Raw genomic sequence first — 24,946 nt, forward strand, 5'->3', positions numbered from 1 at the left:
CATGATCGAATTTCAGCACGTCTCCAAGCAATATTCCTCCGATGCGGTAGCGCTGCGCGACATTTCCCTGACCATCGCCAAGGGCGAGCTGGTATTTTTGGCCGGCCCGTCCGGCGCCGGCAAATCGACCTTGTTGAAAATGATCGCCGCGATGGAACGGCCGACTTCCGGCAGCCTGATCGTCAACGGGCAAGACATCGGCAAGATCAAGCCGGCCGGCGTGCCTTTCCTGCGCCGCAACATGGGTTTGATTTTCCAGCAACAGCGTTTATTGACCGACCGCTCGATCCTGGCCAACGTCATGCTGCCGCTGCTGGTAGTCGGCGCGCACAAGGCGCAAGCCGAGCAACGCGCCCGCGCCGCACTCGACAAAGTGGGCTTGCTGGAACGCGCACTGTCGCGTCCGCTGGCCTTGTCCGGCGGCGAGCAGCAGCGCGTGGCGATTGCGCGCGCCATCGTCAACCGTCCGCAAATCATCCTGGCCGACGAACCGACCGCCAGCCTGGACCGCGAAAGCGCCGACAAGGTGCTCGATGCGTTGAAGGCGTTCCACTCGGTCGGCGTGACCTGCCTGATTTCGACCCACGATGAACACATACTGCAAGGCGCGACACGCGTCTTGCACTTGAAACAAGGCCAACTGGTGACGGGAGAAACAGCATGATCGGCTGGCTCAGGCAACATCGTTTTGCGCTCGGCTCGGCGCTGATTCATTTGCGCAAGTCGCCAGGCGGCTTCATCCTGAACATTTTCGTGGTTGCCATCGCATTGGCGCTGCCGTTCGCCGGCTTGACGCTGCTCAACAATGTGCGGCCGATGTCGGAGCAATTGTCGGTCGATCCGGAAGTAAGTGTCTTCCTCAAAATCAACTTGCCGCGCGAACAAGCCGTCGGCATGCAAGCGCAACTGAAAACGATCGTGCACGACAACAAGGCCAAGATCGTCTTCATCCCGCGCGAACAGGCGCTCGATGCGCTGAAAAGCAAGAATGGCCTGGCCGACGTGCTGACCACGCTGGGCGACAATCCTTTACCCGACAGCTATGTCTTGAAACTGGATGCATTCAAGAATGCGGCCGAAGCGGCGGACATCGATATCATCGCCGAACAATTGCGCGCCTTGCCGGGCGTGGAATCGGTGCAAGTCGATTCCGCCTGGGTCAAGCGGCTGGCGGCCTTGCTGGGCATCTTGCGGCTGTTGTTGCTGTTGCTCGCAATCACCTTGGGCGCGGCGGTAATCGCGGTGGTATTCAACACCATCCGCCTGCAAGTGATGACGCAGCGCGATGAAATCAGCGTGTCGAAATTGATCGGCGCGACCGACACCTTCATCCACCGGCCGTTTTATTACACCGGCGCCTTGCTGGGGCTGTGCGCCGGCGGCGTGGCGCTGGGCGCGGTGGCGCTGGCGCTGCGGCCGCTGAATACTGCGATTGCCGAGTTCGCCCGGCTGTACGCGTCGGAATTCCAGCTGGTGCCGCTGGCGCCATTGCCGATGGCCGGCTTGCTGGCGCTGAGCGCCGGGCTCGGCTTGATTGGCGCCGTCTTGTATGTACAGCGCCACCTGGCGCGCCTGAATTAAACGCGCCAGGCAAAACGCCGATGGCGGTGTTGCATTGCCTTGCCCTGAGCGTTTTGCCAGACGCTCAGGAACGTCTCCCGATCTGGACGCGGCCCTTGGCCGTGTCTTGCATTACTTAAGTTACCCTTCAGTAAACTCCCCTAGACTTTGTTCGTCACAGTACAGAAGAATCACGACAAGCTGGACCACCCTGAACTTTCAAGACGTTAAAACCACTCTTGTTTGATCCAGCTCAAAAGTTATTCAAATATCTAGCTGAACCTGATTTTGGTCTAAGCCATTGAGTATGATTATCCCATAGTATTTAAGCTATCGGAGCCATTGAATCAGGCGATTGGCACTCTCCATCAGAGAGTGCTAATATATGGTTCATTGATGCAGAATATGCAATCAGGCAACAAAGTACCAGATGCTGCCTGGAGTGCCTGAGAACATTCCAGGGTCAGGCGATGCAACGATGCCATGGGAATTTTGTCAGACACGCTTCTGCCCGCAACAAGATAGACACGGTAACAAACCGTAACAGTCCGTGTTCCTGGCTGGCCTGCATGGCACATTGGAACAAAAGCAAGACTATTAAGCGAGGAATAAACATGACTATGATGTCCGCACCGTCCGCATTGGTTCCGACCAAAAGTAATGCGCTGGGCTTGGGATTCACCGGCAACCTGGGGAATCTCGACGCCTATATCTCGGCTGTGAATCGTTTACCTATGCTGACCCATGACGAAGAAGTTTCCCTGGCGACTCGCCTGCGTGAAAAGAACGACCTGGCCGCCGCGCAAGAACTGGTGCTGTCGCACTTGCGCCTGGTGGTGTCGATCGCCCGCGGTTACCTCGGTTATGGCTTGCCACACGCCGACCTGATCCAGGAAGGCAATATCGGCTTGATGAAAGCCGTGAAACGTTTCGATCCTGACCAAGGCGTGCGCCTGGTATCGTACGCGATGCACTGGGTCAAGGCCGAGATGCATGAATACATCTTGAAGAACTGGCGCCTGGTCAAAGTAGCGACCACCAAGGCACAGCGCAAGCTGTTCTTCAACCTGCGCAGCCACAAGCAAGGCCTGGACGCGATGACGCCAACCCAGATCGATGCGCTGGCCAAGTTGCTGGACGTTAAGCGCGAAGAAGTGATCGAGATGGAAACCCGTTTGAGCGGCCGCGACATTGCACTGGAATCGCCGACCGACGATGAAGACGACAAGTTTTCGCCGATCGCCTACCTGTCGTCGGAACAAAGCGAGCCGACCAAGGTATTGGAAGCGGAACAAGTGACGCGTTTGCAATCGGAAGGCCTGGAAACGGCGCTGGGCAAACTCGATGTGCGTTCGCGCCGCATCGTCGAAGCCCGCTGGCTGGCCAACGACGACGGCTCCGGCGCCACCTTGCACACGCTGGCCAACGAGTTCGGCGTCTCGGCCGAGCGCATCCGCCAGATTGAAACGGCGGCGCTGAAAAAAATGAAGGGTGCGCTGGCTGCCTATATTTAATTGGCCGGCCGCACCATCGAATAGCGGCGGCCCGTCTTGGCCGCCCGCTGCAACACCCTCCTGCATACGCTGTCACGGGATGTCTGCGACATCCCCCGTGACCGATCAGCGCTGCTCGGCTTGCTGAACGCTTTCCCTGCTCGGCAACAGCTTCTTATACCTCGATGCGCGATTTCGATACGCGCACGTTTCGCCCCTTGCGCTCCGCTGCGCAGCCGGGCTTGGCTTCGCTCGCGCTACCGGCTCACGGCGGGACTGACTCCCGCAACAGCAGGCCGACCCGCGCATACATAGCAAGACTTTATTTGGAACAATTACTCCACCTCCACCACTGATGGATACGCCTCACCAGCCCTTCCCCCAACCTTGCCAGGAGTTTGCATGTCTATCTCTTCCATCTCGACCTTCACCGCCGCAGTCCCCGGCCCAGCAGCTCACTCAAGCGGTGCGGCTGCAGCAGCCGCCGCGGCGCCGCCTTCCGGCTCATCGGATATTAAAGATCCTTTGCAAGAATTAAGCTCGAAATTGGAAATGTTTTTAAAAATAAACAAAAAGAAGCATGAAGCGCAGGCGGATCCCGGCGCCACGACTCCGCCGTATAACCCGTGGCAAGTCTGATGGCCCACGCGGGATTTAGCTGATCGTCACTTCTTGCGCTGCATTCAACTTGCAGCCGCAAGAATCGGCCTTGGATACACCAATATCAAGAATTTTCCGGGAACAATCAGTCCCATCGCACCACTCATGGAACAGCCTCAAGATCAAAGCCCTTCCCCTCTTTCAAGGAGTTACCATGCTTCCCTCTTCCTACGCCACTCCCACCGCAGCATTCCCGGACCCTGCTACCGCAGGCACGCCTTCCGACTCATCGCCATCGGATATCAGCAATCTTAAGCAAGAATTGGACTTGATATTAGGAATGCTTTCACAATTAATTCAAACACAACAGTTGCAGGCGCAGTTCTCAAGCTCCACGACGTCGAACGATCCCTGGTCGCTGATCTGATGGCTGGCGCGCGATTTGACGACACCATTCTCGCATGTACGTGGTTCGCCATATTGTCTCCGCGCCGGGACTTGCCCTCGCAAGAACAGGTCCACGCTGAGCGCACAGCCGCTCAGTTCATGCGGACCGGGCGGCTGATGCCGTCACCGTGACGGGCAAACGATCAGGCGGCCAGGCCCTTGGTCAATACGTCGGCGACGACTTCATTCAATTCGGCACCGCGCTCCTTTGCCAGCGTTTGTAATTGCAACACCAGGTCGCCATTCAATTTGACGGCGAACGGTACCAGGCCCAGCGCCTGGTCGCGCTTGCGCTGTTCGCGACGGTCGATAACGACCGCTTCCTTACCGAATGCGCCGGTGCCAGGGACATGCATCTTGCCCATCAATTTTTTGGCATCGCTTTTCGCCAGGTCGGTTTTTTTCATGATTTCTGTCCTGAATATTTCAAAGCAGCCATTTTACGCAGTATCGGCAACAACCACGTCTTTTGTTTGCGCGCCACCGACAGCGTCAATTTGATATCCTTGCCGCACTGACCTGATGTTCACCGATGAAGGAAGCACATGAACACCTGCCGCAACATCACCTTCACGCTGCTGGCCAGCCTGGGTTTGCTCAGCGCTTGTGGAGCGGCAACGACCAACAGCAGCAGCGAGACTGCCGCGCCAACGGCGCGCGGCGGCACCTATGTGCTGACGGTCGGCCAAAGCGTCGCGCTCGCCTCCGGCGAGACCTTGAAACTGGACCGTATCAACGACAGCCGCTGCAAGGTCGGCGCGGTCTGCGTGTGGGAGGGCTATGTCAGCTACAGCTTGACGCTGACGAATAAAGACGGCGCAGCGGCGCTGGTCTTGTCGGATTCGATGCCGGGCGGTTCGCCGACGGTCAGCCGGGCCAACCTGGTGCTGACGCTGGTCGGCGCCGAGCCCGCCACGCCGCCGGCCTTGCATGGACCGGAGCCGGATTACAAGGTCACGCTCAAGGTCAGCCAACCCTGATCAAGCGTCGTCAATTGAGCACGCGTCGCGCGTGAACCCATTCGACGCTGCCATACGGCGCCAGCTGATTCAATTTCTGCAGCGAGCGCCGGGCTGACACGGAATCGTGTTTGACATATCTGGCATACGCGCCGGTATAAAACAGGCTTTCGGCAAACGCATCCTGCTGTTCATCGCCGCTTTTTTCCGCCAGCAGCCGGGCAATCTCCGGCGCGGTATCGTCGCCCTGCCACATGCGCAGCAAGGCGCCATAATGAGACTGCTTATTTTGAGCGTCATCGGCGGCGCGCTTTTCCAATGCAGGATTAGCCAGCGCGACATCGTTGGCGCGCGCCATGATGTAGCGGTAAAGCAGCGAACGGTATGGATAGAAATCCGGATCTTCGGGAGGGCTTTCGGCATCGGCCAGGTAAGCCAGCGCATCTTTCCAGTTTTCCAGCTCGACCGACGCAAACACCGCCACCGTGAAACCGGGCAAATAACCGGCCAGTGTCGCGGCGCGCTCGGCCGCCGGCACGGTTGCCGCCGCCTGGCGCGCGCCATTCAGCACGGGCGTCAGCAGCAACAGCGCTTCGCGCGCGCGCCCGAGGCTGAACAGGATGGCTGACTTGGTGACGATGGACGATTCTTTTTGTTCCGCAGAAGCCAGGCCCAGCGCCTGGTCGGCCAGCTTCAATGCCTGGGCCGACTGCCCCAGCGAATCGAGCGCGGACGCTTGAATGTCCAGCAGCGCCGCCTTGTCGTCATTGCCCTGGGCATTTTTTGCCATGCCTTGCGCCATCGACAAAGCCTGCTCATGCCGGGCTTTCAAGAAATTCGTTTGTGCTTGCGCCGATACGCTGCCCGCTAGCAGCAGGCTGAACAGGAATAACTTGATCGATTTGGATAAAAACATGAATACTCACTCATCATCAACATGGCGTTTGAGTATATAACAACAAGATTTCAAAAAGGAAAGTTTCAAATCCCGCGCATGGACCGCGCGCAGCTCAGAGGGGGCCATGAAGTGCGGCGCAACCGGGGCGGTCTCCGGTCCGCCCCCGCTGCGCCGCGGTACTGCTCGTTACAGATGCACGCTCATTTGCGGCAGCAGATCGTCGAAGGTGCGGCCATTGCCGTTTTCGCCGATCGCGTGCATTTTCCACTCGCCGTTATGGCGGTACAGCTTGGCCATGATTTGCGCCGTATGGCCGCCTTGCACCGACAAATTGAAACGCGCGATTTCCTGCTGATTGCCGGCATTAACGATGCGGCAATACGCGTTTTCGATTTGCGAAAAATTCTGGCCGGTAAAGCTGTTGACCGTGAATACCAGGCTTTTGACATGCGCCGGCACGCGCGCCAGGTCGACATTGATTTGTTCGTCGTCGCCATCGCCGGCGCCGGTGCGGTTGTCGCCGGTATGCACGATACTGCCGTCGCGGCTTTTCAGCTGGCGGAACCAGACGATGTCGGCCGGCTTGTTATTGTCGTCGAACAGCACGCACGATGCATCCAGGTCGATTTCCTGGGTTTTCGAACCGAAACCGAGAAAGCCCTTGGTCTTGACCGAATCCCAGCCCAGTCCCATGGTGATCTTGCTCAGCGCGGAACCGGCTTCTTTGTCCAGCGATATTTTCTGGCCTTTGGATAAATTAACTGACATATCAACTCCTTTGTGTGTGTGGATTACGCCGGCTTGCTTTGGGTCCAGCTGAGGAAGGCGGCCCGGTTGCGCGAGCACACCAGTACCTTGCCCTGCCCCTTGAATTTCAGCACCATGCCTTCGCCGCTGGTCTGGCTATTGATCAAATTGCCCAGGAAACCGCCGCTGGTGCCGGTCGTAATGGAAATCTCGTATTGCAAACGGCTGTCCCAGCACACCACGTGCGAATTATCGATCACCACTTCTTTGCCGGGCGTCACTTCGATTTCCGCCATGGAACCGAAACCGGACACCGCGACCTGGCCGCTGCCGGCCGTTTCCGTGATGAAGAATCCACCGCTCTGGGCGAACAGCGCATTGCCCAGGCTTTGCGTGCGCACCTTCAAATCGACGCTGGACATGGCGGCGACGAACGCGCCGTCGCTGATCATGTATTGCGTCGCGCCGACATCGACGATGCGCATCGCGCCCGGCAAGGTTGGCGACAGCAGGCAATCGCCATCGCCGCGCACCGCCTCGATATGCTGCTGGAAGAACGACTCGCCGTTGGCGAAGCGGCGCATGATGGCGCTGCCGATGCCGCCAGTCATCTTGCCCTTCAAATCCAGGTTCGCTTCCATCATCACCATCGCATCCGATTCGCAATAAATCTTTTCGCCTTTACCCAGCGACACATGCAAAAACGGATCGACTTCTCCTGTCACGCTAAACACCGGCATTGAACTACTCCTTATCGTATTGATGGTCGATGAAACGTCGAACTCAGTTGCTCGATTACACGCCGACGCCGAACGATGCGGCGAGTGGCCCCAGGCCGCCCTTGTAACCCTGGCCGATGGCCTTGAACTTCCAATCGCCGCCATTGCGGTAGATTTCCCCGAACACCATCGCGGTTTCGGCGGAACCATCTTCCGACAAATCGAAGCGGGCGATCTCGGTATTTCCATTGGCGTTGATGCAGCGCACATAGGCCTTCGATACCATGCCAAAGTTTTGCCGGCGCGCTTCGGCGTCGTGGATCGTCACGCAGACGGCGATCTTGTCGACGTCGGCCGGTACCTGGCTCAGGTCGACGGTCACGGTTTCATCGTCGCCATCGCCGGCGCCGGTGCGGTTGTCGCCCGAGTGCGTCACCGACCCGTCGGACGATTTCAGGTTGTTATAGAAAATCATATCGAGGTCGGCGCGCACCTTGCCATCGGCCTTCAACAAAAACACGCTGCCATCGATGTCGAACGCGGCGCCATCGGTGACGCGGGCGTCCCAGCCGAGGCCGACGGTCATTTTCGACAAGCCTGGTGCTTCCTTGCTCAGATTAACGTTGCCGCCTTTTTGCAGATTGATTGCCATGATGTGTCTCTCCTGATAATAAATGAAATGGTCTTGCTACACCTGGCGCCTGGCGCCGCCCTGACTCCCCAGGGCGGCGCTGACGCTTGCTGCACGACGCTGACAAACGGGTGTCCTGCGTTTGCCGCGTTTTCCCTTCTTAAGCCGGCGCCCCTTCGAGCGCGGCCTGCTTGCGTTTATGCTTGACCGAAGACCACAGCGAAGCGAAGATGAACGCCACCCCGATCAAGCCGGTAAACACTTCCGGCACGTGGTACTTCATGCTGGCCAACATGATCAAGGCCAGGATACCGATCGCATAATGGGCGCCGTGCTCCAGGTAGACGAACTCGTCCAAAGTACCCTTGCGCACCAAAAACACCGTCATAGAACGCACGAACATGGCACCGATCGCCAGGCCCAGCATGATGATCACGACGTCCTTGGTAATCGCAAACGCGCCGATCACGCCGTCGAACGAGAATGATGCATCCAGTACTTCCAGGTACAGGAAACCGCCGATGCCGCCGCGTTTCACCAGGTCGCCGACATTGCTGCCCTGTTCGCCGTTTTCCAGCAAACCGCTGATCACGTCGACGCCGACATAGGTCAGCACACCCCACAGGCCCGCCGTCAGCACCACCAGCTTCTGGCCTTCTTCGATCATGCTCAGGCTGGCCATCAGGGTACCCAGCGCGATCATCACCGAGATCGACGACACCTTGCCCAGCGCGCCCAGCTTTTCTTCGATGCGGCCCAGCCAGTGGGTTTGTTTTTCAGCATCCAGCAAGAAGTTCAGGAACACCAGCAGCAGGAAAATACCGCCGAAGGCCGCCACTTCCGCGTGGTGGTTGGTCAAGTGGGTCGAATAGGCGTTCGGATCGTTCAGCGCCAGGTTCCACACTTCCAGCAAACCCAGGTCGGCCGCTTGCGCAACAATCACCAACGGGAATAACAAACGCATGCCGAATACCGCGATAATGATGCCGACGCCAAGGAACAGGCTTTGCCAGAATTTATCCCAGGTCTTTAACACCGACGCATTCACGACAGCGTTATCGAACGATAAGGAAACTTCCATCACGCCCAGAATGATCGCGATGCCAAGCGCTGAAAACATCGCCGACACGCCACCGTGCGTATAGCCCCACCAGGCAGAGATCGCCAGGCAGATAAATGTCACAAGGAATGACACTCTGAAATGTTTCATCAATTTTTCCTTTTGTGTTGTGAAGCGAATGACATCCAGTGTAAACAACATCCAACTGCTTAAAAATAGAAGATAATAGAAGTATTACTTCGAAAAAAACGAAGATATAAAATTCAGACCGTCGCTACCATGAAAACTACCGGCATCAACTTTCGTCATCTTTACTTCTTTTGGGTCGTCGCCAAGGAAGGCGGCGTCACCCGCGCGGCCGAGCGCCTCGGACTGGCGGTGCAAACCATCAGCGCCCAGCTTGCACTGCTGGAACAATCGATCGGCAAATCGCTGCTGGCGCCGCAGGGACGGCGGCTGGTGCCGACCGAGGCCGGCCGGCTGGCGCTGGGTTACGCCGACCGCATCTTCTTGCTCGGCGAACAGATGCAAGAAGCGCTGGACGATACCGACGCCGAAAAAATGCGGCTGACGGTCGGCATTTCCGACTCGCTGCCGAAACTGATCGCCTACCGCTTGCTGGAAGCCACCCGCCGCCTGAAAATACCGGTCAAGCTGGTATGCCTGGAAAACGAATTCGAGGCGCTGCTGGCCGACCTGGCCTTGCACAAGCTCGACGTGGTACTGACCGACCGGCCGGTGCCTGCCGGCGCCAGCCTGCGCGTGTTCAGCCATTTACTGGGCGAAAGCGCGATGAAACTGTTCGGCGTCCAGCAACTGGCCGAGTTATACCGGGATGGCTTTCCCGCCAGCCTGACCGGCGCCCCGCTGCTGCTGCCGACTCGCAACAACGCCTTGCGCGGCCGCATCGACGAATGGCTGGTGCAACATGGCGTGCGGCCGGACGTGGTCGGGGAATTCGAAGACAATGCGATGCTGAATACGTTTGGCCGGAACGGGCTGGGCCTGTTTTTCGCGCCGGCGGCACTGGAGCAGGAAATCAAGGAACAATTCAACGCGGTATTGGTCGGCAACGTGGCGGAATTGCGCGAACAGTTTTACGTCATTTCCAACGAGCGCAAGATCACCCATCCGGCGATCGAAGCGATCCTGTCGGCGGTGCACCAGGGAGAATTTGCCGTCAACGGCAAGGACGGCTTATAAAAACAGCGCGCCGCTGACCTTGAATCGCTGGACCAGCGCCTTGATCTGGCGCGCATTCAAGCTGCGCTTGCCATTCAGGATTTCAGACACCACGCCCTGGCTGCCGACTTCGGGCAAGTCGGCTTGCGACAAACGATGTTGCTCCATCAGGAATCGCAAGGCATCAACCGGCGTGCCGGCATGACGCCGGAAATGCAGGTCGTCGTAATCGGCGATCAATATGCCGAGTACCGCGGCCAGGTCGGCCAGCGCATGGCTCTCATCGGCGGCGCCGGCGTCGAGCAAACGGTTCAATACGGCCACCGCGTCATCATATTGCGCTGCGGTCGCAATAGGACGCAACGGCACTTTGGCAAGCAGCGCCAGATAATGCCCACCGATCTCGCGCAGTTCCTTATCGGTCTCTACGGCGCCCATGCGTCATATTCCTGATGTGTAAATACATGTCGGATGTACATGATTTGTCGATTGAAATGAATTGCCGCAACAATCCGGTATTTGTTGCCACCGATATCGAAGACATCAAACGCACCCACCCGGTCTACCGTATTAAAGGTAGACCGCAACTCGGAAAAGTTGGCAAACGCGCGCGACTCCACCACCTTGCGCCATGTTTGCAGGGCGACTTCGGCAGCATGATATCTGGCCGAAAAATCAAGCAAAGCACGGTTGGCGACGAGTCGCATGATCATGCTATCTCAATTTGAGATTAAAGCAAGTGAAATGAGAAGGAAATCAGAAAAAATCCAGTCTGTACCCTTATCCATGGTTCGGCTTGTTTCAGCACAAACCGGCTGAATAGTGTTCTCAACGGATGCTGGATCAGGCCATTGCCGGCATTGCGCGTCACAAAAAGCGATGAGCGAGGCGCGCGCCGTTGCGCAAAAATTAGGATCTGGCCGCCATCGTCGTTTAATATGCATGTTTTAACAGCCAATCTCTATTGCGCAAACATGCACAATGCCTTGTTAGTCTTGCTCGCCCTGTTCCTGGTCGCGCTCAATGGTTTCTTCGTTGCCGCCGAATTCGGCATCGTCACTTTAAGGCGCACCCGGGTCCGCGCCATCGCTAAAACCCAAGGCCTGCGCGGTCGCATCCTCGGTATCGTGCACGGCGAACTCGACGCTTATCTGTCGGCCTGCCAACTCGGCATCACGCTCGCATCGCTGGGCCTCGGCTGGGTCGGCGAACCGGCGTTTGCCAGCCTGCTCGAACCGCTGTTTTCGCTGGCCGGCGTCACGTCGGAAAAATTGATCCATGGCGTGTCGTTCGTGATCGCCTTCCTGGTGATTTCCTTTTTACACATCGTGGTCGGCGAACTGGCGCCGAAATCGATGGCGATCCGCAATCCGGAAGCCGTCGGCCTGTGGAGCGCGCTGCCGCTGTACGGTTTTTACTGGACCATGTATCCCGCCATCTATCTGTTGAACGCCAGCGCCAACTGGGTGCTGCGCTTGGCCGGCCTGGGCAGCAAGGGCGGCCACGATTCGCATTATTCGACCGATGAATTGAAATTGATCTTGCGCACCAGCCAGCCGGGCGAGAAATTCACCCGCGACGAGCGCAACATCCTGGCGCAATCGCTGGATTTCGAGCAAATGACGGTATCCGACCTGATGCGCCCGATCAATGAAGTGATCGCCTTGCATGCCAACAAGTCGCTGGAAGAGAATTTGAACACGGTGTTGCGCAACCGCTTCAGCCGTTACCCGTATTTCGACCAGAATGGCGACGACGTGCTGGGCGTGGTGCATTTGAAGGACTTGTTTTTCGCGCAGCAAGCGGGCAAGCCGATCACCTCGATGCTGCCGTTCCTGCGGCCGGTCGATATCATTTCGGCGCGTACGCCGGCGCTGGAACTGTTCCGCCGCTTCCGCGACGGCGCGCCGCATTTTGCGCTGATCGGCGAAAAAGGCAAACGCCCGCAAGGTTTTATTACGCTGGATAATTTGCTTGGCGCGATGGTCGGCGAAATCCGCGATGAATTCCGCCTGAATGAAAACGACTGGCTCAAGCAAGCCGACGGCACCCTGATCGGCAAGGCCAGCCTGCCGATCTTTTCGCTGGAGCGCATCCTCGGCATCGATATCGAAAACGAGGAACTGGGACTGGAAGACGTCGAATCGGTCGGCGGCCTGATCATGGTCAAGCTGGGCGATATCCCGAAACAGGGCCAGCGCATCACCTTCGTCGATTTCGATATCGTCGTCAAAAAGATGAACGGCCCGCGCATCGTGCTGATCAAGGTGATTCCAAAAGCCGAACGCGATTTAGACCCCGACCAGCGCGATTAAATCTCGTTAATTGTCTGGCGGCAAGTCGCCGGTCCAGGTTTGCAGCAGGCTGTACAGCACCGCCAGCAAGGTCGGGCCGATAAAGATGCCGACAAAACCGAACGCCAGCACCCCGCCCAGCACGCCCAGCAGCACCAGCAGGAATGGCAAGCTGCTGCCGCGGCTGATCAGCAACGGTTTCACCACGTTATCGACGCCGCTGATCAGCACCAATCCCCACACCAGCATGAAGATGCCCCAGCCGGTATGGCCTTGATTAAATAGCCAGATCGCCGCGCCGCCCCACACCAGCGGCGGACCGACCGGTATCAGCGACAGGATGAAGGTGGCGATGCCCAGCAGCGCCACCGCCGGCACGCCGGCGATCAGGAAACCCAGCACCGCCACCAGCGCCTGCGCCAGCGCGGTACCGAGCAAGCCATACATCACGCCGCGCACGGTGCGGCTGACGGTCAGCAATACGCCGGGCGCATTGTCGCCGATGACGCGTTTCATGCCCGTCATCAATACTTGATTGAGTTTTACTCCGTCGCGGAACAGGAAGAAACTGACGAATACGGCCAGGCTGGTTTGCGCCACGCCGCTGCCCAGCACGATGCCGCTGGACAGCAAGAAATGGCGCGCCGGTTCCAGCAAGTTCTTGGCCAGCTCCAGCAATTCGTCGCGGTCGCCGATCAGGCGCCGCAGATAACTGTCGATCGACTCGCCGACCAGCGGAATACTGACCAGCCAGCCTGGCGGCGCCAGCGTACCGCTGTCGATGATGGCGCGGCTTTGATCGTAGATGCGCGACACATTGTCGGCCAGGTTATATGTCACCAGCACCAGCGGCACCACGATGATCAGCACCAGCGACACCGTCATGATGCTGGCAGCCAGGTTACGTCGGCCTTTCAGGCGGTTCAGCAGGAAGAGATACAGCGGCCAGACCGAAACGCTGACGCAGGCGGCAAACAGCATTGCCGCGAGGAAAGGCTGCAAGACGTAAAAACAGCCGATCAACAGGAAGATGACGGCTGCCAGTTTGAAGAAAGGTTCGAAGCGTTTTTCCATGCGGTACGACCTTTCTGCTATAAAGTGAGGCACTCGACTGGCGAGTGCCTAAGCTTAGGATAGCAGAAGTTTAAGGTCGTGGACGATAGGAGTCACTTCCTGGCCATTGCGGATGAACAAACGAATCTTGCCGTTGCGGTCGAATACATAGGTGCCGGCGGTATGGTCGACGGTATAGCTGTCCGCTGTCGGCCCTTCCACCTTCGAGTAAAACACCTTGAATTCCTTGGCCACCTTGGCGGTGGCGGCGGCGTCGCCGTACAGGCCGATGAAACGCTGGTCGAACGCCGGCACGTATTGGGCCAGCAACGCTTGCGTGTCGCGCTCCGGATCGACGGTGACGAACAGCACTTGCACCTGGTCGGCCTGCGTTCCCAGTTGCTTCATCACTTGCGCCATTTCAACCATGGTGGTCGGGCACACGTCCGGGCACTGGGTGTACCCGAAGAACATCACCACCAGCTTGCCCTTGAAATCGGCCAGCGTGCGCGGCTTGCCGGTATGGTCGGTCAGCGCGAAATCGCGCGCGTAATCGAGGCCGGTCAAGTCGGTATTCTTGAATTCCAGCTTGGGCGCGGCCGACTGGCCGCAAGCGGCCAGCAGGAAGGACAGACATAACAGCGAGAGCAGTTTTTTCATGGGATCACAGTGGCAAATAATGGTCGACCAGCAGGGCCACGAAGAGCAGCGACAGGTAGACGATGGAATAAGCGAACGCCTTGCGGGCGATCAAGTCGGTGTAATGGCGGTAAATTTTCCACGAATGGTACAGGAATACCGCGTTCAGCAAGACCGCCGACACCAGGTAAATCAAGCCGCTCATGTGCACCGCATACGGCAGCAGGGTGGTGGCGGCCAGCGCGATCGAATACAGCCAGACGTGGAACTGGGTGAATTTCAAGCCATGCGTGACGGGCAGCATCGGCAAGCCGGACTTGGCGTAATCGTCGCGGCGATACAGCGCCAGCGCCCAGAAGTGCGGCGGGGTCCAGACAAAGATGATCAAGACCAGCAGCCACGCCTGCATCGGCACGTCGTTGGCGACGGCGGCCCAGCCCAGCGCCGGCGGCATCGCGCCGGACAGGCCGCCGATGACGATGTTTTGCGGCGTCGCCGGTTTCAGCAGCATGGTGTAGATCACCGCATAACCGACGAAGGTGACGAAGGTCAGCCACATCGTCAGCGGATTGACCAGGGTATATAACACCCACATGCCGGCGCCGCCGATGACGGCGGCGAACACCACGGTTTGCATCACGGTGATGTCGCCCATCGCCATCGGACGGCGCGCGGTACGCGCCATGCGCGCATCGATTTCGCGTTCGGCCAGGCAATTGACGGCAAACGCCGCGCCGGCCAGCAGCCAGATGCCGATCGTGGCGGCCACCACCAGATGCCACTCCGGCAACTCATCGCTGGCGAGGAACATGCCGATGACGGCGCAAAATACCGCCAGCTGCGTCACGCGCGGCTTGGTCAGCGCCCAGTACTGGGCGATGCGAGGGGAAGACTTACGGGTTGCTGTCTGGGTCGTCATTGGTGATGTTTTACTGGCGGAACTTGCGTGGATGCGGCGTCGGACGCGGTCTTGCGCGTTATATCGAGTTGAAACCTGACCTTGTAGTTTAACATGGTCAGTAACAAGACGAGCAGCGCCGCCCCGCCGTTATGCAAAACCGCGATCGCCAGCGGCCAGTTCAGGTAAATCGTCGCGATGCCGGTGCAGGCTTGCACGGCGAGCACGATGGCGATCCAGCGCGCGGTGCGCCGCAGCGCGGCATGGCGCCACGCGCGGTAAGCCGTGTAGCCGAGGCCGAGCGCCAGGATGAAGGCGAAATTGCGGTGTACCCAGTGCACCGCCACCAGCGCCGAAAACGGCAAATAGTGGCCGGCGGCGGTCTTGCCCAGTTCGCGCCACAGGTGGAAACCATGCTCGAAATCCATGTCTGGAATGACTTTACCCTGGCACAGCGGGAAATCGGTGCACGCCAGCGTCGCATAATTGGTGCTGACCCAGCCGCCCAGCGCGATCTGGATCAGCAACAGCACGGCCGACATCAGCGCCAGGTTGCGGATCGCGCGCATTTGCCGCGGCGGGCTGCTGGCCGACAGCAATGGCGCGATGGCGTTATCTTGCCGCCCGCCCAGCCAGGCCAGCAAGGCCAGCAGTCCCATCCCCAGCAACAAGTGCATCGTGACGATCACCGGCTGCAATTTCAGCGTCACGGTCCAGGCGCCGAACGCGCCTTGCAGGCAGATAAAGAAAAACACCCCGGTCGGCAGCCATGGCGCGAATTCGGGACGGCGCTTTTTCAGCCAGTGCCACCAGGCCAGCCCCATCATCGCCACGGTCAGCACGCCGATCGCCATCGCCACGTAGCGGTGTATCATTTCGATCCATGCCTTGGCCAGCGTCACCGGGCCATCCGGCATCAGCGCTTCGGCGGCGACGATATGTTCATGCGCCAGGAAGGGATTGGCCAGGCCGTAGCAACCGGGCCAGTCCGGGCAGCCGAGGCCGGAATCGGACAGGCGGGTAAAGCCGCCGAACATGATCAGGTCGAAGGTCAGGAACACCGCAACCCAGACCAGCTTGCGGTATTTGTTGGCGTCCGACGAGACCCAGACCAAGGTGAGTGGCAACAAGGCGACCAGCAAGCCGGTCAGGCCCAGCTGGGCCAATGAAGATAAATGCATGAAAAATTAACCGATCGCGGAAGCTTTAAGTAATTTGCTGATGTCTTTCTTGACCTTGCCGGGGTCGGCGTCTTTCGGGAACCGCATCATCAAATTGCCCAGCGGGTCGATCATATACAGATGGTCGGCGCTATTGCCGCCCGCCTCGACCGGCAGCCACGCCTTCAGCGACGCGGCCGGCACGCGCAGTATATGGGTACCGTCGAATTCGCGCATGACGATGGTGTCGAGCGGCTGATCGTCGGTGACCAGCCAGACCCGTTCCAGGCGCTCCATTTCCTTGCCTTGCATCAAGCGCAGCTGCTGCATCGCGAACAATTGCTTCTTGCATGCCTGCTGGCAATCGGACGGGGCGCTCAGCAACATGATCCATTTACCCTGGTAGGCGTCCAGGCCGGACGGCTTGCCATCCAGCGTGACGATGCCGAGCGCCGGCGGGATCGGATACTGGCGGGGATCGATCAGCGCGCCGTAATTATTGCGACCGGTAGGCTTGATCACATAATAAGTGAAATACGAGGCGACAATCGGAAAGGCGCAGACGGCGAGCACCATCAGCAGCTTCAAACGGCCGCTGTTTTGCTGTTTCGCCAGATCCTGCGGTGTTGCCGGTTTATTGAGTTCCACGTCGAAATCCTGTCAAAACGAAAAATAAAAAGGCCATCACCGCCAGCGCATACCACTGGAAGGCGTAACCACGGTGTTTTTCCACGCCCAGCGACGGCGCCGGCCAGTCGCGCACCAGCAATTCGCCGGCTGGCACGGCGCCGGTTTGCTCGATGATAAACGGCTGCAGGGCCAGTCCGCTGGCCGTGCTCACTTGTCCGACATCGGCATTTTGCACGATCGCTTTCGGTGTCAAAGGCGGCGTGCTGCCGAGCTGCATCACATGACCGGCATTCAGCCGCGCCACGCCTTCAATCGTCACGGTGCCGGATGGGGTGCTGTAGTCGGGCAAATGCAAACGGTCTTGGGTATTTCTCGGCAGCCAGCCGCGTTCGACCAGCACGTGCATCGACGAGCCGCTTATTTTAAACGGCATCAGCACATAAAACCCGGCACGGCCCTGGTACGGACGGTTATCCAGGTACAGGACCCAGTCCGGCACGAATTCGCCGGTCACGGTCACCTTGCGAAACTCCACGGCCTCCGGCGCCAGCCTGGTCGCTCCGACCTGCAGCGGCGCGGCCGCATGACCGGCGTTCAGCTTCGCTTCCAGCGCCAGTTTTTGCGCGGCGCGCCGGTCTTGCCACTGGCCCAGCGACACGCCCAGTATCACCAGCAACAGCGTGGCGATCAAGGGAATCCATCGAAAACGGAAGCGGATACGCATTACAATAGGCCTTCATTAAAGATAAACCTCTGCCGCCATGAAAATCGTCGTCGCCATCGCTTTCATCCTGATCCTCGGCAGCCTCGGATCGGCGCTGTTCTACCTGATGCGCGACAAAGGCAAGAGCAACCGCACAGTCCAGGCGCTGGCCGTGCGGGTCGGTTTCTCGATCACCCTGTTCCTGCTGATCTTGCTGGGCTACAAGCTGGGCTACATCACCCCGACCGGCATACGCTAATAAAAAAGCCGTACGCAGGCTGCCCCGCATACGGCTTCTCGTGGCGGGTCGCCCCGCCGCGGGTCATGCGGCCATTATAACCAGTAGACGACGACGTACAGGCCCAGCCAGACCACGTCGACAAAGTGCCAGTACCAGGCCGCGCCTTCGAAGCCGAAGTGGTTGTCGGCGGTAAAGTGGCCCTTCAACACGCGGTACAGTATCACCGACAGCATGATCGCGCCCAGCGTCACGTGGAAGCCGTGGAAGCCGGTCAGCATGAAGAAGGTCGAGCCGTAGATGCCGGACGTCAGTTTCAAGTTCAGTTCGCTGTACGCGTGCATGTATTCATACACCTGGAAACCCATGAAGACCGCGCCCAGCAAGATGGTGCCGGCCAGGAACAGCGCGGTCTTGCCGCGTTGGCCCAGGCGCAGCGCGTGGTGCGAAATGGTCAGCGTCACGCCGGACAGCAGCAGCAAGGCGGTATTGATGGTGGGAATCGGGAATGGTCCCATGGTATTGAATTCCTGCACCGTCCCGGCCGGGCCGGCATTGCCCCAATGTGCCGAAAAATCGGGCCAGATGACTTTGTGGTCCAGGTCGCCCAACCATGGCATCGAAATGCTGCGCGCATAAAACAGGGCGCCAAAGAATGCGCCGAAGAACATGACTTCCGAAAAGATGAACCAGCTCATCGCCCAGCGGTAGGAATAATCGATGCGCTGGCTGTACAAGCCTTTTTCGGATTCGCCGATGGCGTCGCCAAACCAGAAATACAGCACCGCCAGAATGCCGGCCAGGCCGATGAAGTTGACGTACGGCCCCCACGCAATGTCGTTGACCCAGGCCGACGCGCCTATCATCGTCAATAGCAGCGTCAGTCCGCCCAGCATCGGCCAGCGCGATGGTCCAGGCACGAAGTAATACGGTGCGGCAGGATTTATTACACTCGTTACACTCGTTGCACTCATCATCATCTCCTCAAACTTATTCGGTGAATTGTTTCTATTATTTTAATACGACGAATTGAACGATCGATATCAAGATGCCGATCAGGCAAGCCACTGCCAGGAAACCGGCGATGACGATATGCACCGGATTGATTTTCACCCCGTCCATCTCGAAATCGCTCTTGCGGCGCAAGCCGGTGAACGACCAGATTACCGCCTTCAGGGAATATAAAAACGACGCGCGTTTCGGTGCGTTTTTCGATGCGCTCATGCTGTTTTCCTTGTTTATCTGGCCGCCTGGCTGAGCCCGGCGATTTCAAAGAAGGTGTACGACAAGGTAATGGTCTTCACTTCCTTCGGCAGCGCCGGATCGATGAAGAACACCACCGGCATTTGCCGCGCCTCGTTCGGTTTCAAGGTTTGCTGCTTGAAGCAAAAACATTCGATCTTCTTGAAATGCGGCGTCGCGCTCTGCGGCGCGTAACTCGGAATCGCTTGCGCCTGCACCGTGCGCGGCTGGGTGTTGACCACTTCATACAGCACCGTGGCCAGTTCGCCCGGATGCACCGTCATGCTGGACACCACTGGACGGAAGCGCCACGGCCCTTGCGCATTGCCATCGAATTCGATGGTGATGCTGCGGGTCTTGTCGACTTGCGTATTCTTGTCGTATTCGACCGTGCCATCCTTCTGGGTCAGCACGTTGATCCCCATCACTTCGCAAATCTGCCTGTAGACCGGGATCAAGGCATAACCGAAACCGAACATCAGGATCGCGATGACGATCAATTTGCCCAGCATTTTGCGGTTCAGGCCGCGTACCGTACCTGGTTCCTCGCTCATGTCAGCTCAGCCAGATGCGTTTGACAAACACGGAAATAAAAAACAGCAGTGCGATCGATCCAAGTATCAGGCCGGTCTTCAGGTTGTTCGGTTTTTTCGGGGCGGACATATCAGCGGCTTATTCCATCAAGACGGGCAGCACGGGCCGGACAACGATCCGGCCCGTGCCTGCAAGGCAGCGTTATTTCACTGTCGGCGGTGTTTCAAACGTGTGGAACGGCGCCGGGCTAGGCACGGTCCATTCCAGGCCTTCCGCGCCATCCCACGGTTTGTCGGCTGCTTTCTGGCCGCCGCGGATGGTCGGGAACACGACGAAGAACAGGAAGTACACCTGCATCAGGCCAAAACCGAAGGCGCCGATGGTGGCCACCATGTTGAAGTCGGTAAATTGCGCCGGGTAATCGGCGTAACGGCGCGGCATGCCGGCCAGGCCCAGGAAGTGCATCGGGAAGAAGGTGATGTTGAACGTGATCAGCGACAGCCAGAAATGGATCTTGCCGCGCGTTTCGTTGTACATGTGGCCAGTCCATTTCGGGCTCCAGTAGTAGAAGCCGGCGAACAGCGCAAACAGCGAGCCGGCCACCAGCACGTAATGGAAGTGGGCCACCACATAATACGTATCCTGCAACTGGATGTCGATCGGCGTCACCGCCAGGATCAGGCCGGTGAAACCGCCCATCGTGAACACGAAGATGAAGCCGACCGAGAACAGCATCGGGGTTTCAAAGCTCATCGAGCCTTTCCACATGGTGGCGATCCAGTTGAACACCTTGACGCCGGTCGGCACCGCGATCAGCATGGTGGCGTACATGAAGAACAACTGGCTGGTCACCGGCATGCCGGTGGTGAACATGTGATGGGCCCAGACGATGAACGACAGGATCGCGATCGACGCGGTGGCGTACACCATCGACGCATAGCCGAACAGCGGCTTGCGGGCGAACGCCGGCAGGATTTGCGAGACGATGCCGAAGGCCGGCAAGATCATGATGTAGACCTCGGGATGGCCGAAGAACCAGAAGATGTGCTGGTACATGACCGGATCGCCGCCGCCGGCCGCGTTAAAGAACGAGGTGCCGAAATGGCGGTCGGTCAGCGTCATCGTGATGGCGCCGGCCAGCACCGGCATCACGGCGATCAGCAGATAGGCGGTGATCAGCCAGGTCCAGCAGAACATCGGCATTTTCATCAGGGTCATGCCGGGCGCGCGCATGTTCAGGATGGTGACGATGATGTTGATCGAGCCCATGATCGACGACGCGCCCATCAAATGCATCGCGAAAATCGCCATGTCCATGCCGGGTCCCATCTGGGTCGACAGCGGCGCGTACAGCGTCCAGCCGGCGGCGGTCGCGCCGCCAGGCACCAGGAACGAGGTGGCCAGCAGCAGCGCGGCCGGCGGCAACAGCCAGAACGAGAAGTTGTTCATGCGCGCAAACGCCATGTCGGACGCGCCCACTTGCAGCGGGATCATCCAGTTGGCGTAGCCGACGAAGGCCGGCATGATGGCGCCGAACACCATCACCAGGCCGTGCATGGTGGTCAACTGGTTGAAGAATTCAGGCTGGAAAAATTGCAGGCCCGGATGAAACAGTTCCGAACGTATCATCAGCGCCAGCACGCCGCCGGACAGCAGCATGATGAAGGAGAACCACAGGTACAGCGTGCCGATATCCTTGTGGTTGGTCGCAAACAGCCAGCGGCGCAGGCCGGTCGGATGGTCGTGGGCGTGATCGTGGCTATGGTCGTGACCGTGATCGATAATGCTTGTGCTCATGTGCGGCTCCTAATTACTTGCGTGCAGCCAGGACTTCGGCTGGTTGAACGATGTTTTCGTCAGCTTTGTTCGACCAGTTATTACGGGTATAAGTGATCACCGCCGCAATTTCCGTATCCGACAACTGCTTCCATGCTGGCATTTCCCCTGGGAATGCACCGCTCTTCTGTCCGTTCAGCAAGACATGAATTTGTTCCGCCTTCGGACCGTTCACCACTTTCGAGCCATCCAGCGGCGCGAACGCGCCCGGCACGCCTTTGCCGTTGGCCTGATGGCATACGATACAGTTAGTAGTGTAGACTTTTTCGCCCCGGGTTTTCAGTTCATCGATGGTCCAGGTCTTGTTCGGATCATCGGCCAGCGCCGCCATTTCTTTTTTCTTGCCGTCGACCCAGGCCTTGTAGTCGTCTTCGGACACCACTTTGACGACGATCGGCATGAATGCATGCTCTTTACCGCACAATTCGGCGCAATTACCGCGGAACGTGCCGATATGGTCGGCCTTGAACCAGGTGTCGCGCACGAAGCCCGGAATCGCATCCTGCTTGACGCCGAAGGCCGGTACCGACCAGGCGTGGATCACGTCGTTGGCGGTCAGCACCATGCGGATTTTCTTGTTGACCGGCACCACGACTTCATTATCGACTTCGATCAGATAATGTTCGCCGCGTGCTTCGGTCGCCGGCGCGCCCGGCGCGCCCACTTGCGAGCGCGGGGTCGACAGGTTGGACAGGAAGGCAATCCCTTCGCCCTCGCCTTTCAGGTAATCGTAGCCCCATTTCCATTGCATGCCGGTGGCCTTGATGGTGATGTCGGCGTTGGACGTGTCTTTCATGCCGACCACGGTGCGGGTGGCCGGCAACGCCATGCCGATAACGATCAGGAACGGCACCACGGTCCACGCGATTTCAACGGTGGTGCTTTCGTGGAAAGTGGCCGGTTTATGGCCGAGGGATTTGCGGTGCTTGAAAATCGAATAAAACATCACGCCAAAGACGGCCACGAAGATCACCAGGCAGATAATCATCATCCAGGTGTGCAAATCGTAGATCTCATGGGCGATTTGCGTGGCTGGCGCCTGCAGATTCAGTTCCAGCGGAATCGGGCCGCCAGTGCCGGGATACGCGCCCGGCGCCGCCGGAGCCGCCGCCCAGGCCGAGATGCCGGTCGCTGTCAATAACAGCCCGAGCATCGACGATTGAAGTCGCTTTGCTTGTTTCATGTTTTCCCCAACCACCCAAAATAAGAATATTTTTAAACGGAGTCCTCTCCGCTGATACCGGAAACCGGACCGCCGTCGCTCCTCCACCAACCGCGCCGCGGCCCTTCCGGCCATCTTGCGCTAACACCCGCAGGCCCCATGCCAGCCCCTGTGTGTATCGACCGCACAAAGACATGGCTGGAACCCTGGACTTCTCCACCGCCGAACAAAACTCGGTAATGAATGACTAATGACGACTCAATTCGGACGACTCAATTCGAACGGCTAAACTCGGACGGTACTCGGAAGATTACCGGGCGCTGTGATTAACGCCTTGTTTTTATTTGATTTTTCAGATTATCAAAGCCAACTGCAAGCTGGCAAAATTAGTCAACGATTATAATCAAGAATACACTTAAGCATCAAGGATTAATGTTCTTTACGCAACCGTGCTCACCTGTTGATCGCTTTGACAACGCTGGCGCAAGATGCAATTAAAACACTTGCGCTTTTTTGAAAGGCTTATTTCGACTTGCGCGGCAAATCGAAACGAATGATCGCCGCGCCATCTTTCGTGACCCGGGGAGCGGGACGGAAGGCATGGCCGTAAATGATTTCAAAGGTCAATCCCAGCTTGCCGTCGGTCCGGCGCAACGCTTCCAGCGCCTGCAGCATGCGGTCCCATGCGGCCTTGCCCATCAGGCCGCGGCGCCGCGTGGACAGCGGGTTGCCGCCCCAGGCGCGTACGTCGGCCAGCAAGGCGGACGTTGTGTCATACGTGACAGTAATGATTTCCATGTCCAGCACCGGCGTCGAAAAACCGGTCTCGACCAGCATATCGCCGAAATCATGCATATCGACAAAAGGTAATGCATGCGGCGCCAGGTCGGCCTCGGCGAACGCGGCGCGAATTTCCTTGAAGGTATCCGGCCCAAAACACGAAAACATTAATAAACCGTCGAGCCGCAATACCCGGCGCCATTCGGCGAATACCCGATCCGGCTGGGCATGCCAATGCAGCGCCAGATTAGACCAGATTAAATCGACGCTGTTTGGTCCAAAAGGCAAATCGCCCAAATCGCCGCACAATAAATCGACGCCCGATTTTGCTGGTAATAATTTACTTAGAAACTGATTCAAACTCGCCATTTTCGATACCGGCGCCCGCGCCGCGCGCACCATTTCTTCCGAGGCATCGAGACCGATCACCTGGGCCGCCGGATAATCCTTTTGCAGCAGGGCCAGGTCCGGTCCCGGGCCGCAGCCGGCATCCAGCACCCGGCGCGGCACGATCTTGACCAGTTCCAGCCGGTCATGCATGCGCGAAGACACTTCGCGGCGCAGGAAATCGGAAGGGGCGATACGCACAGGACGTGAAAATAATTCACGCACTTGCACCACATCAATCGGCGCGCTCATTTTTGGCGGACTTGGGGGAACTGGCATGGCTGAATCGGATGAAGGTGAGATAATGCCGGCAGTGTACATGGAACAAGGCAAAAGCGATGCCTGCCACTTTAATGGGCAGCGCGCGCCGTGTCGCGGCCGCGCTGCTGCAAACCTTGCTGCCGGCCGCGTGCGCCTTGTGCGGCGGCCGCTGCGACGGCGTGCTCTGCGCGCCTTGCCGCGCCCAGTATCTGGGCGGCTCCCGCATACGCTGCACACGGTGCGCCAATCCGCTGCCGGACGGGAGCAGCGGCGCCTGCGGACGCTGCCTGAGCCATCCGCCGGCGTTCGACGCGACGCTGGCCGCGGCCGATTATGCGGCGCCGGTCGACCAATTGCTGCTGCAACTAAAATTCGGCGGCCGGCTTGCGCTGGCGCCGCTGTTTGCGCAATTGCTGCGCGATGCCTTGCTGGAACGGCCGGATTTTATCTTGCCCGAATTATTATGCCCGGTGCCGCTGGGACCGACGCGGCTGGCCGAGCGAGGTTTTAACCAGGCGCTGGAAATTGCCCGGCCGCTGGCCCGGTCGCTGGGCGTGAAGCTGTATCCGACGCTGGCGGTGCGGGTAGTTGACACGCCGGCGCAAAGCCGCACCGGCCTGCAAGAACGGCAACGCAATATGCGGCATGCTTTTGTTGTCGCACCGGAAACGGCCTGGCTGGTGCGCGGCCGCCATATCGGCATCGTCGACGATGTGCTGACCAGCGGCCAGACCGCCAACGAACTGGCGGCGGCCTTCAAGCGTTACGGCGCGGCGCGGGTCAGCAACCTGGTGTTTGCGCGCACGCCGCCGCATTGATGTTTATTTTTAATT

Annotated in this window: 31 protein-coding genes; 10 read left to right on the forward strand and 21 right to left on the reverse strand. The window is 58.6% G+C overall.

Annotated elements, in window-relative coordinates; genetic code table 11:
• Nucleotide 1 precedes the first annotated feature (1 nt).
• From GJA_RS20875 to GJA_RS27550, 5 genes are all read left to right on the forward strand, one after another.
• Nucleotides 2-664 carry a cell division ATP-binding protein FtsE gene (locus GJA_RS20875; protein ID WP_038500650.1) on the forward strand — a complete coding sequence of 221 codons (663 nt, stop codon included), beginning with the start codon at nt 2-4 and terminating at the stop codon, nt 662-664.
• On the forward strand, nt 661-1,581 hold the full coding sequence (ftsX, locus tag GJA_RS20880) for a permease-like cell division protein FtsX (protein WP_038496127.1): 921 nt from the start codon (nt 661-663) through the stop codon (nt 1,579-1,581). The genes GJA_RS20875 and ftsX overlap by 4 nt, the downstream gene beginning before the upstream one ends.
• A 599-nt stretch (nt 1,582-2,180) precedes the next feature.
• Nucleotides 2,181-3,074: an RNA polymerase sigma factor RpoH gene (rpoH, locus tag GJA_RS20885; RefSeq protein ID WP_038496129.1), complete on the forward strand. Its 894-nt coding sequence runs from the start codon at nt 2,181-2,183 to the stop codon at nt 3,072-3,074.
• A 381-nt stretch (nt 3,075-3,455) separates the two neighbouring features.
• The gene (locus GJA_RS27545; protein WP_144241610.1) at nt 3,456-3,692 is read left to right on the forward strand and encodes a hypothetical protein; all 237 of its coding nucleotides are present in this window, start codon (nt 3,456-3,458) and stop codon (nt 3,690-3,692) included.
• A gap of 175 nt (nt 3,693-3,867) precedes the next feature.
• Nucleotides 3,868-4,080, forward strand: coding sequence for a hypothetical protein (locus GJA_RS27550; protein WP_144241611.1), 213 nt, complete (start codon nt 3,868-3,870; stop codon nt 4,078-4,080).
• 163 nt (nt 4,081-4,243) lie between these two features.
• Here GJA_RS27550 and GJA_RS20890 read toward each other — a convergent pair whose 3' ends face one another.
• A complete protein-coding gene (locus tag GJA_RS20890) occupies nt 4,244-4,507 on the reverse strand; it encodes a hypothetical protein (protein ID WP_038496131.1) in 264 nt (87 codons plus the stop codon).
• A 138-nt stretch (nt 4,508-4,645) separates the two neighbouring features.
• Here GJA_RS20890 and GJA_RS20895 point away from each other — a divergent pair, with 138 nt between their 5' ends.
• Complete coding sequence (locus tag GJA_RS20895) at nt 4,646-5,080, forward strand: hypothetical protein (protein ID WP_038496133.1); 435 nt, start codon at nt 4,646-4,648, stop codon at nt 5,078-5,080.
• Nucleotides 5,081-5,090: 10 nt separating this feature from the next.
• Here GJA_RS20895 and GJA_RS20900 read toward each other — a convergent pair whose 3' ends face one another.
• The 5 genes from GJA_RS20900 to GJA_RS20920 all read right to left on the reverse strand — a co-directional run bounded on the left by GJA_RS20900 (nt 5,091) and on the right by GJA_RS20920 (nt 9,264).
• Nucleotides 5,091-5,975 carry a hypothetical protein gene (locus GJA_RS20900; protein ID WP_038496135.1) on the reverse strand — a complete coding sequence of 295 codons (885 nt, stop codon included), beginning with the start codon at nt 5,973-5,975 and terminating at the stop codon, nt 5,091-5,093.
• A 168-nt stretch (nt 5,976-6,143) separates the two neighbouring features.
• Nucleotides 6,144-6,725 carry a TerD family protein gene (locus GJA_RS20905; RefSeq protein WP_038496137.1) on the reverse strand — a complete coding sequence of 194 codons (582 nt, stop codon included), beginning with the start codon at nt 6,723-6,725 and terminating at the stop codon, nt 6,144-6,146.
• A 23-nt stretch (nt 6,726-6,748) separates the two neighbouring features.
• A complete protein-coding gene (locus tag GJA_RS20910; protein ID WP_038496138.1) occupies nt 6,749-7,444 on the reverse strand; it encodes a TIGR00266 family protein in 696 nt (231 codons plus the stop codon).
• A 55-nt stretch (nt 7,445-7,499) separates the two neighbouring features.
• A complete protein-coding gene (locus GJA_RS20915) occupies nt 7,500-8,075 on the reverse strand; it encodes a TerD family protein (protein ID WP_038496140.1) in 576 nt (191 codons plus the stop codon).
• Nucleotides 8,076-8,214: 139 nt separating this feature from the next.
• Nucleotides 8,215-9,264: a DUF475 domain-containing protein gene (locus GJA_RS20920; protein ID WP_038496142.1), complete on the reverse strand. Its 1,050-nt coding sequence runs from the start codon at nt 9,262-9,264 to the stop codon at nt 8,215-8,217.
• 129 nt (nt 9,265-9,393) lie between these two features.
• Between GJA_RS20920 and nhaR the strand changes: the two genes are divergently transcribed.
• Nucleotides 9,394-10,317, forward strand: a complete 924-nt coding sequence (gene nhaR / locus GJA_RS20925; protein WP_038496144.1) for a transcriptional activator NhaR — start codon at nt 9,394-9,396, stop codon at nt 10,315-10,317.
• Here nhaR and GJA_RS20930 read toward each other — a convergent pair.
• Both GJA_RS20930 and GJA_RS20935 read right to left on the reverse strand, forming a co-directional pair.
• Nucleotides 10,312-10,734 carry a helix-turn-helix domain-containing protein gene (locus tag GJA_RS20930; RefSeq protein ID WP_038496146.1) on the reverse strand — a complete coding sequence of 141 codons (423 nt, stop codon included), beginning with the start codon at nt 10,732-10,734 and terminating at the stop codon, nt 10,312-10,314. The genes nhaR and GJA_RS20930 overlap by 6 nt on opposite strands.
• Nucleotides 10,722-11,009 carry a type II toxin-antitoxin system HigB family toxin gene (locus GJA_RS20935; protein WP_197539806.1) on the reverse strand — a complete coding sequence of 96 codons (288 nt, stop codon included), beginning with the start codon at nt 11,007-11,009 and terminating at the stop codon, nt 10,722-10,724. Before GJA_RS20935 ends, GJA_RS20930 begins: the two co-directional genes overlap by 13 nt.
• A gap of 261 nt (nt 11,010-11,270) precedes the next feature.
• Here GJA_RS20935 and GJA_RS20940 point away from each other — a divergent pair, with 261 nt between their 5' ends.
• The gene (locus GJA_RS20940; RefSeq protein WP_038496148.1) at nt 11,271-12,611 is read left to right on the forward strand and encodes a hemolysin family protein; all 1,341 of its coding nucleotides are present in this window, start codon (nt 11,271-11,273) and stop codon (nt 12,609-12,611) included.
• A 6-nt stretch (nt 12,612-12,617) separates the two neighbouring features.
• Here GJA_RS20940 and GJA_RS20945 read toward each other — a convergent pair whose 3' ends face one another.
• The 6 genes from GJA_RS20945 to GJA_RS20970 are packed head-to-tail and all read right to left on the reverse strand — an operon-like array spanning nt 12,618 to nt 17,694.
• Nucleotides 12,618-13,664, reverse strand: coding sequence for an AI-2E family transporter (locus GJA_RS20945; RefSeq protein WP_038496150.1), 1,047 nt, complete (start codon nt 13,662-13,664; stop codon nt 12,618-12,620).
• Nucleotides 13,665-13,718: 54 nt separating this feature from the next.
• Nucleotides 13,719-14,303: an SCO family protein gene (locus GJA_RS20950; protein ID WP_038496152.1), complete on the reverse strand. Its 585-nt coding sequence runs from the start codon at nt 14,301-14,303 to the stop codon at nt 13,719-13,721.
• A gap of 4 nt (nt 14,304-14,307) precedes the next feature.
• Nucleotides 14,308-15,201 (reverse strand): heme o synthase, encoded by an 894-nt coding sequence (cyoE, locus tag GJA_RS20955; RefSeq protein WP_038496154.1) that lies wholly within the window; start codon nt 15,199-15,201, stop codon nt 14,308-14,310.
• On the reverse strand, nt 15,198-16,361 hold the full coding sequence (locus tag GJA_RS20960; protein WP_038496156.1) for a COX15/CtaA family protein: 1,164 nt from the start codon (nt 16,359-16,361) through the stop codon (nt 15,198-15,200). Before GJA_RS20960 ends, cyoE begins: the two co-directional genes overlap by 4 nt.
• Before the next feature lie 6 nt (nt 16,362-16,367).
• A complete protein-coding gene (locus tag GJA_RS20965) occupies nt 16,368-16,916 on the reverse strand; it encodes an SCO family protein (RefSeq protein ID WP_242404681.1) in 549 nt (182 codons plus the stop codon).
• Between the two features lie 58 nt (nt 16,917-16,974).
• Nucleotides 16,975-17,694 (reverse strand): SURF1 family protein, encoded by a 720-nt coding sequence (locus GJA_RS20970; protein ID WP_038496159.1) that lies wholly within the window; start codon nt 17,692-17,694, stop codon nt 16,975-16,977.
• A 37-nt stretch (nt 17,695-17,731) separates the two neighbouring features.
• Here GJA_RS20970 and GJA_RS20975 point away from each other — a divergent pair, with 37 nt between their 5' ends.
• Entirely contained in the window at nt 17,732-17,932 is a 201-nt protein-coding gene (locus GJA_RS20975; protein WP_038496161.1) for a twin transmembrane helix small protein, read from the forward strand.
• A 74-nt stretch (nt 17,933-18,006) separates the two neighbouring features.
• Here the strand turns inward: GJA_RS20975 and GJA_RS20980 are convergent, their stop codons facing one another.
• From GJA_RS20980 to GJA_RS21005, 7 genes are all read right to left on the reverse strand, one after another.
• The gene (locus GJA_RS20980; RefSeq protein WP_038500656.1) at nt 18,007-18,885 is read right to left on the reverse strand and encodes a cytochrome c oxidase subunit 3; all 879 of its coding nucleotides are present in this window, start codon (nt 18,883-18,885) and stop codon (nt 18,007-18,009) included.
• A 37-nt stretch (nt 18,886-18,922) separates the two neighbouring features.
• On the reverse strand, nt 18,923-19,135 hold the full coding sequence (locus GJA_RS20985; protein ID WP_038496164.1) for a DUF2970 domain-containing protein: 213 nt from the start codon (nt 19,133-19,135) through the stop codon (nt 18,923-18,925).
• Nucleotides 19,136-19,149: 14 nt separating this feature from the next.
• Nucleotides 19,150-19,707, reverse strand: coding sequence for a cytochrome c oxidase assembly protein (locus GJA_RS20990; RefSeq protein WP_038496166.1), 558 nt, complete (start codon nt 19,705-19,707; stop codon nt 19,150-19,152).
• Between the two features lies 1 nt (nt 19,708).
• Entirely contained in the window at nt 19,709-19,816 is a 108-nt protein-coding gene (locus GJA_RS28360; protein ID WP_218008471.1) for a cytochrome oxidase small assembly protein, read from the reverse strand.
• A 72-nt stretch (nt 19,817-19,888) separates the two neighbouring features.
• Nucleotides 19,889-21,484 (reverse strand): cytochrome c oxidase subunit I, encoded by a 1,596-nt coding sequence (gene ctaD / locus GJA_RS20995; protein ID WP_038496168.1) that lies wholly within the window; start codon nt 21,482-21,484, stop codon nt 19,889-19,891.
• Nucleotides 21,485-21,497: 13 nt separating this feature from the next.
• Nucleotides 21,498-22,706 (reverse strand): cytochrome c oxidase subunit II, encoded by a 1,209-nt coding sequence (gene coxB, locus GJA_RS21000; protein ID WP_038496170.1) that lies wholly within the window; start codon nt 22,704-22,706, stop codon nt 21,498-21,500.
• 501 nt (nt 22,707-23,207) lie between these two features.
• The gene (locus GJA_RS21005; RefSeq protein ID WP_038496172.1) at nt 23,208-24,131 is read right to left on the reverse strand and encodes a methyltransferase domain-containing protein; all 924 of its coding nucleotides are present in this window, start codon (nt 24,129-24,131) and stop codon (nt 23,208-23,210) included.
• Between the two features lie 59 nt (nt 24,132-24,190).
• On the opposite strand from GJA_RS21005, the gene GJA_RS21010 reads away from it, so the two are divergent.
• Nucleotides 24,191-24,931, forward strand: a complete 741-nt coding sequence (locus GJA_RS21010; RefSeq protein ID WP_038496174.1) for a ComF family protein — start codon at nt 24,191-24,193, stop codon at nt 24,929-24,931.
• The last annotated feature ends 15 nt before the right edge of the window (nt 24,932-24,946 follow it).

The organism is Janthinobacterium agaricidamnosum NBRC 102515 = DSM 9628 (genome assembly GCF_000723165.1).
Taxonomy (GTDB): Bacteria; Pseudomonadota; Gammaproteobacteria; order Burkholderiales; family Burkholderiaceae_D; genus Janthinobacterium; species Janthinobacterium agaricidamnosum.

Excerpts from the sequence above, each read along its gene's own strand:
- GJA_RS20875 (WP_038500650.1), top strand. The coding sequence starts at position 2 with ATGATCGAATTTCAGCACGTCTCCAAGCAATATTCCTCCGATGCGGTA.
- ftsX (WP_038496127.1), top strand. The coding sequence starts at position 661 with ATGATCGGCTGGCTCAGGCAACATCGTTTTGCGCTCGGCTCGGCGCTG.
- rpoH (WP_038496129.1), top strand. The coding sequence starts at position 2,181 with ATGATGTCCGCACCGTCCGCATTGGTTCCGACCAAAAGTAATGCGCTG.
- GJA_RS27545 (WP_144241610.1), top strand. The coding sequence starts at position 3,456 with ATGTCTATCTCTTCCATCTCGACCTTCACCGCCGCAGTCCCCGGCCCA.
- GJA_RS27550 (WP_144241611.1), top strand. The coding sequence starts at position 3,868 with ATGCTTCCCTCTTCCTACGCCACTCCCACCGCAGCATTCCCGGACCCT.
- GJA_RS20890 (WP_038496131.1), bottom strand. The coding sequence starts at position 4,507 with ATGAAAAAAACCGACCTGGCGAAAAGCGATGCCAAAAAATTGATGGGC.
- GJA_RS20895 (WP_038496133.1), top strand. The coding sequence starts at position 4,646 with ATGAACACCTGCCGCAACATCACCTTCACGCTGCTGGCCAGCCTGGGT.
- GJA_RS20900 (WP_038496135.1), bottom strand. The coding sequence starts at position 5,975 with ATGTTTTTATCCAAATCGATCAAGTTATTCCTGTTCAGCCTGCTGCTA.
- GJA_RS20905 (WP_038496137.1), bottom strand. The coding sequence starts at position 6,725 with ATGTCAGTTAATTTATCCAAAGGCCAGAAAATATCGCTGGACAAAGAA.
- GJA_RS20910 (WP_038496138.1), bottom strand. The coding sequence starts at position 7,444 with ATGCCGGTGTTTAGCGTGACAGGAGAAGTCGATCCGTTTTTGCATGTG.
- GJA_RS20915 (WP_038496140.1), bottom strand. The coding sequence starts at position 8,075 with ATGGCAATCAATCTGCAAAAAGGCGGCAACGTTAATCTGAGCAAGGAA.
- GJA_RS20920 (WP_038496142.1), bottom strand. The coding sequence starts at position 9,264 with ATGAAACATTTCAGAGTGTCATTCCTTGTGACATTTATCTGCCTGGCG.
- nhaR (WP_038496144.1), top strand. The coding sequence starts at position 9,394 with ATGAAAACTACCGGCATCAACTTTCGTCATCTTTACTTCTTTTGGGTC.
- GJA_RS20930 (WP_038496146.1), bottom strand. The coding sequence starts at position 10,734 with ATGGGCGCCGTAGAGACCGATAAGGAACTGCGCGAGATCGGTGGGCAT.
- GJA_RS20935 (WP_197539806.1), bottom strand. The coding sequence starts at position 11,009 with ATGATCATGCGACTCGTCGCCAACCGTGCTTTGCTTGATTTTTCGGCC.
- GJA_RS20940 (WP_038496148.1), top strand. The coding sequence starts at position 11,271 with ATGCACAATGCCTTGTTAGTCTTGCTCGCCCTGTTCCTGGTCGCGCTC.
- GJA_RS20945 (WP_038496150.1), bottom strand. The coding sequence starts at position 13,664 with ATGGAAAAACGCTTCGAACCTTTCTTCAAACTGGCAGCCGTCATCTTC.
- GJA_RS20950 (WP_038496152.1), bottom strand. The coding sequence starts at position 14,303 with ATGAAAAAACTGCTCTCGCTGTTATGTCTGTCCTTCCTGCTGGCCGCT.
- cyoE (WP_038496154.1), bottom strand. The coding sequence starts at position 15,201 with ATGACGACCCAGACAGCAACCCGTAAGTCTTCCCCTCGCATCGCCCAG.
- GJA_RS20960 (WP_038496156.1), bottom strand. The coding sequence starts at position 16,361 with ATGCATTTATCTTCATTGGCCCAGCTGGGCCTGACCGGCTTGCTGGTC.
- GJA_RS20965 (WP_242404681.1), bottom strand. The coding sequence starts at position 16,916 with ATGGTGCTCGCCGTCTGCGCCTTTCCGATTGTCGCCTCGTATTTCACT.
- GJA_RS20970 (WP_038496159.1), bottom strand. The coding sequence starts at position 17,694 with ATGCGTATCCGCTTCCGTTTTCGATGGATTCCCTTGATCGCCACGCTG.
- GJA_RS20975 (WP_038496161.1), top strand. The coding sequence starts at position 17,732 with ATGAAAATCGTCGTCGCCATCGCTTTCATCCTGATCCTCGGCAGCCTC.
- GJA_RS20980 (WP_038500656.1), bottom strand. The coding sequence starts at position 18,885 with ATGAGTGCAACGAGTGTAACGAGTGTAATAAATCCTGCCGCACCGTAT.
- GJA_RS20985 (WP_038496164.1), bottom strand. The coding sequence starts at position 19,135 with ATGAGCGCATCGAAAAACGCACCGAAACGCGCGTCGTTTTTATATTCC.
- GJA_RS20990 (WP_038496166.1), bottom strand. The coding sequence starts at position 19,707 with ATGAGCGAGGAACCAGGTACGGTACGCGGCCTGAACCGCAAAATGCTG.
- GJA_RS28360 (WP_218008471.1), bottom strand. The coding sequence starts at position 19,816 with ATGTCCGCCCCGAAAAAACCGAACAACCTGAAGACCGGCCTGATACTT.
- ctaD (WP_038496168.1), bottom strand. The coding sequence starts at position 21,484 with ATGAGCACAAGCATTATCGATCACGGTCACGACCATAGCCACGATCAC.
- coxB (WP_038496170.1), bottom strand. The coding sequence starts at position 22,706 with ATGAAACAAGCAAAGCGACTTCAATCGTCGATGCTCGGGCTGTTATTG.
- GJA_RS21005 (WP_038496172.1), bottom strand. The coding sequence starts at position 24,131 with ATGCCAGTTCCCCCAAGTCCGCCAAAAATGAGCGCGCCGATTGATGTG.
- GJA_RS21010 (WP_038496174.1), top strand. The coding sequence starts at position 24,191 with ATGCCTGCCACTTTAATGGGCAGCGCGCGCCGTGTCGCGGCCGCGCTG.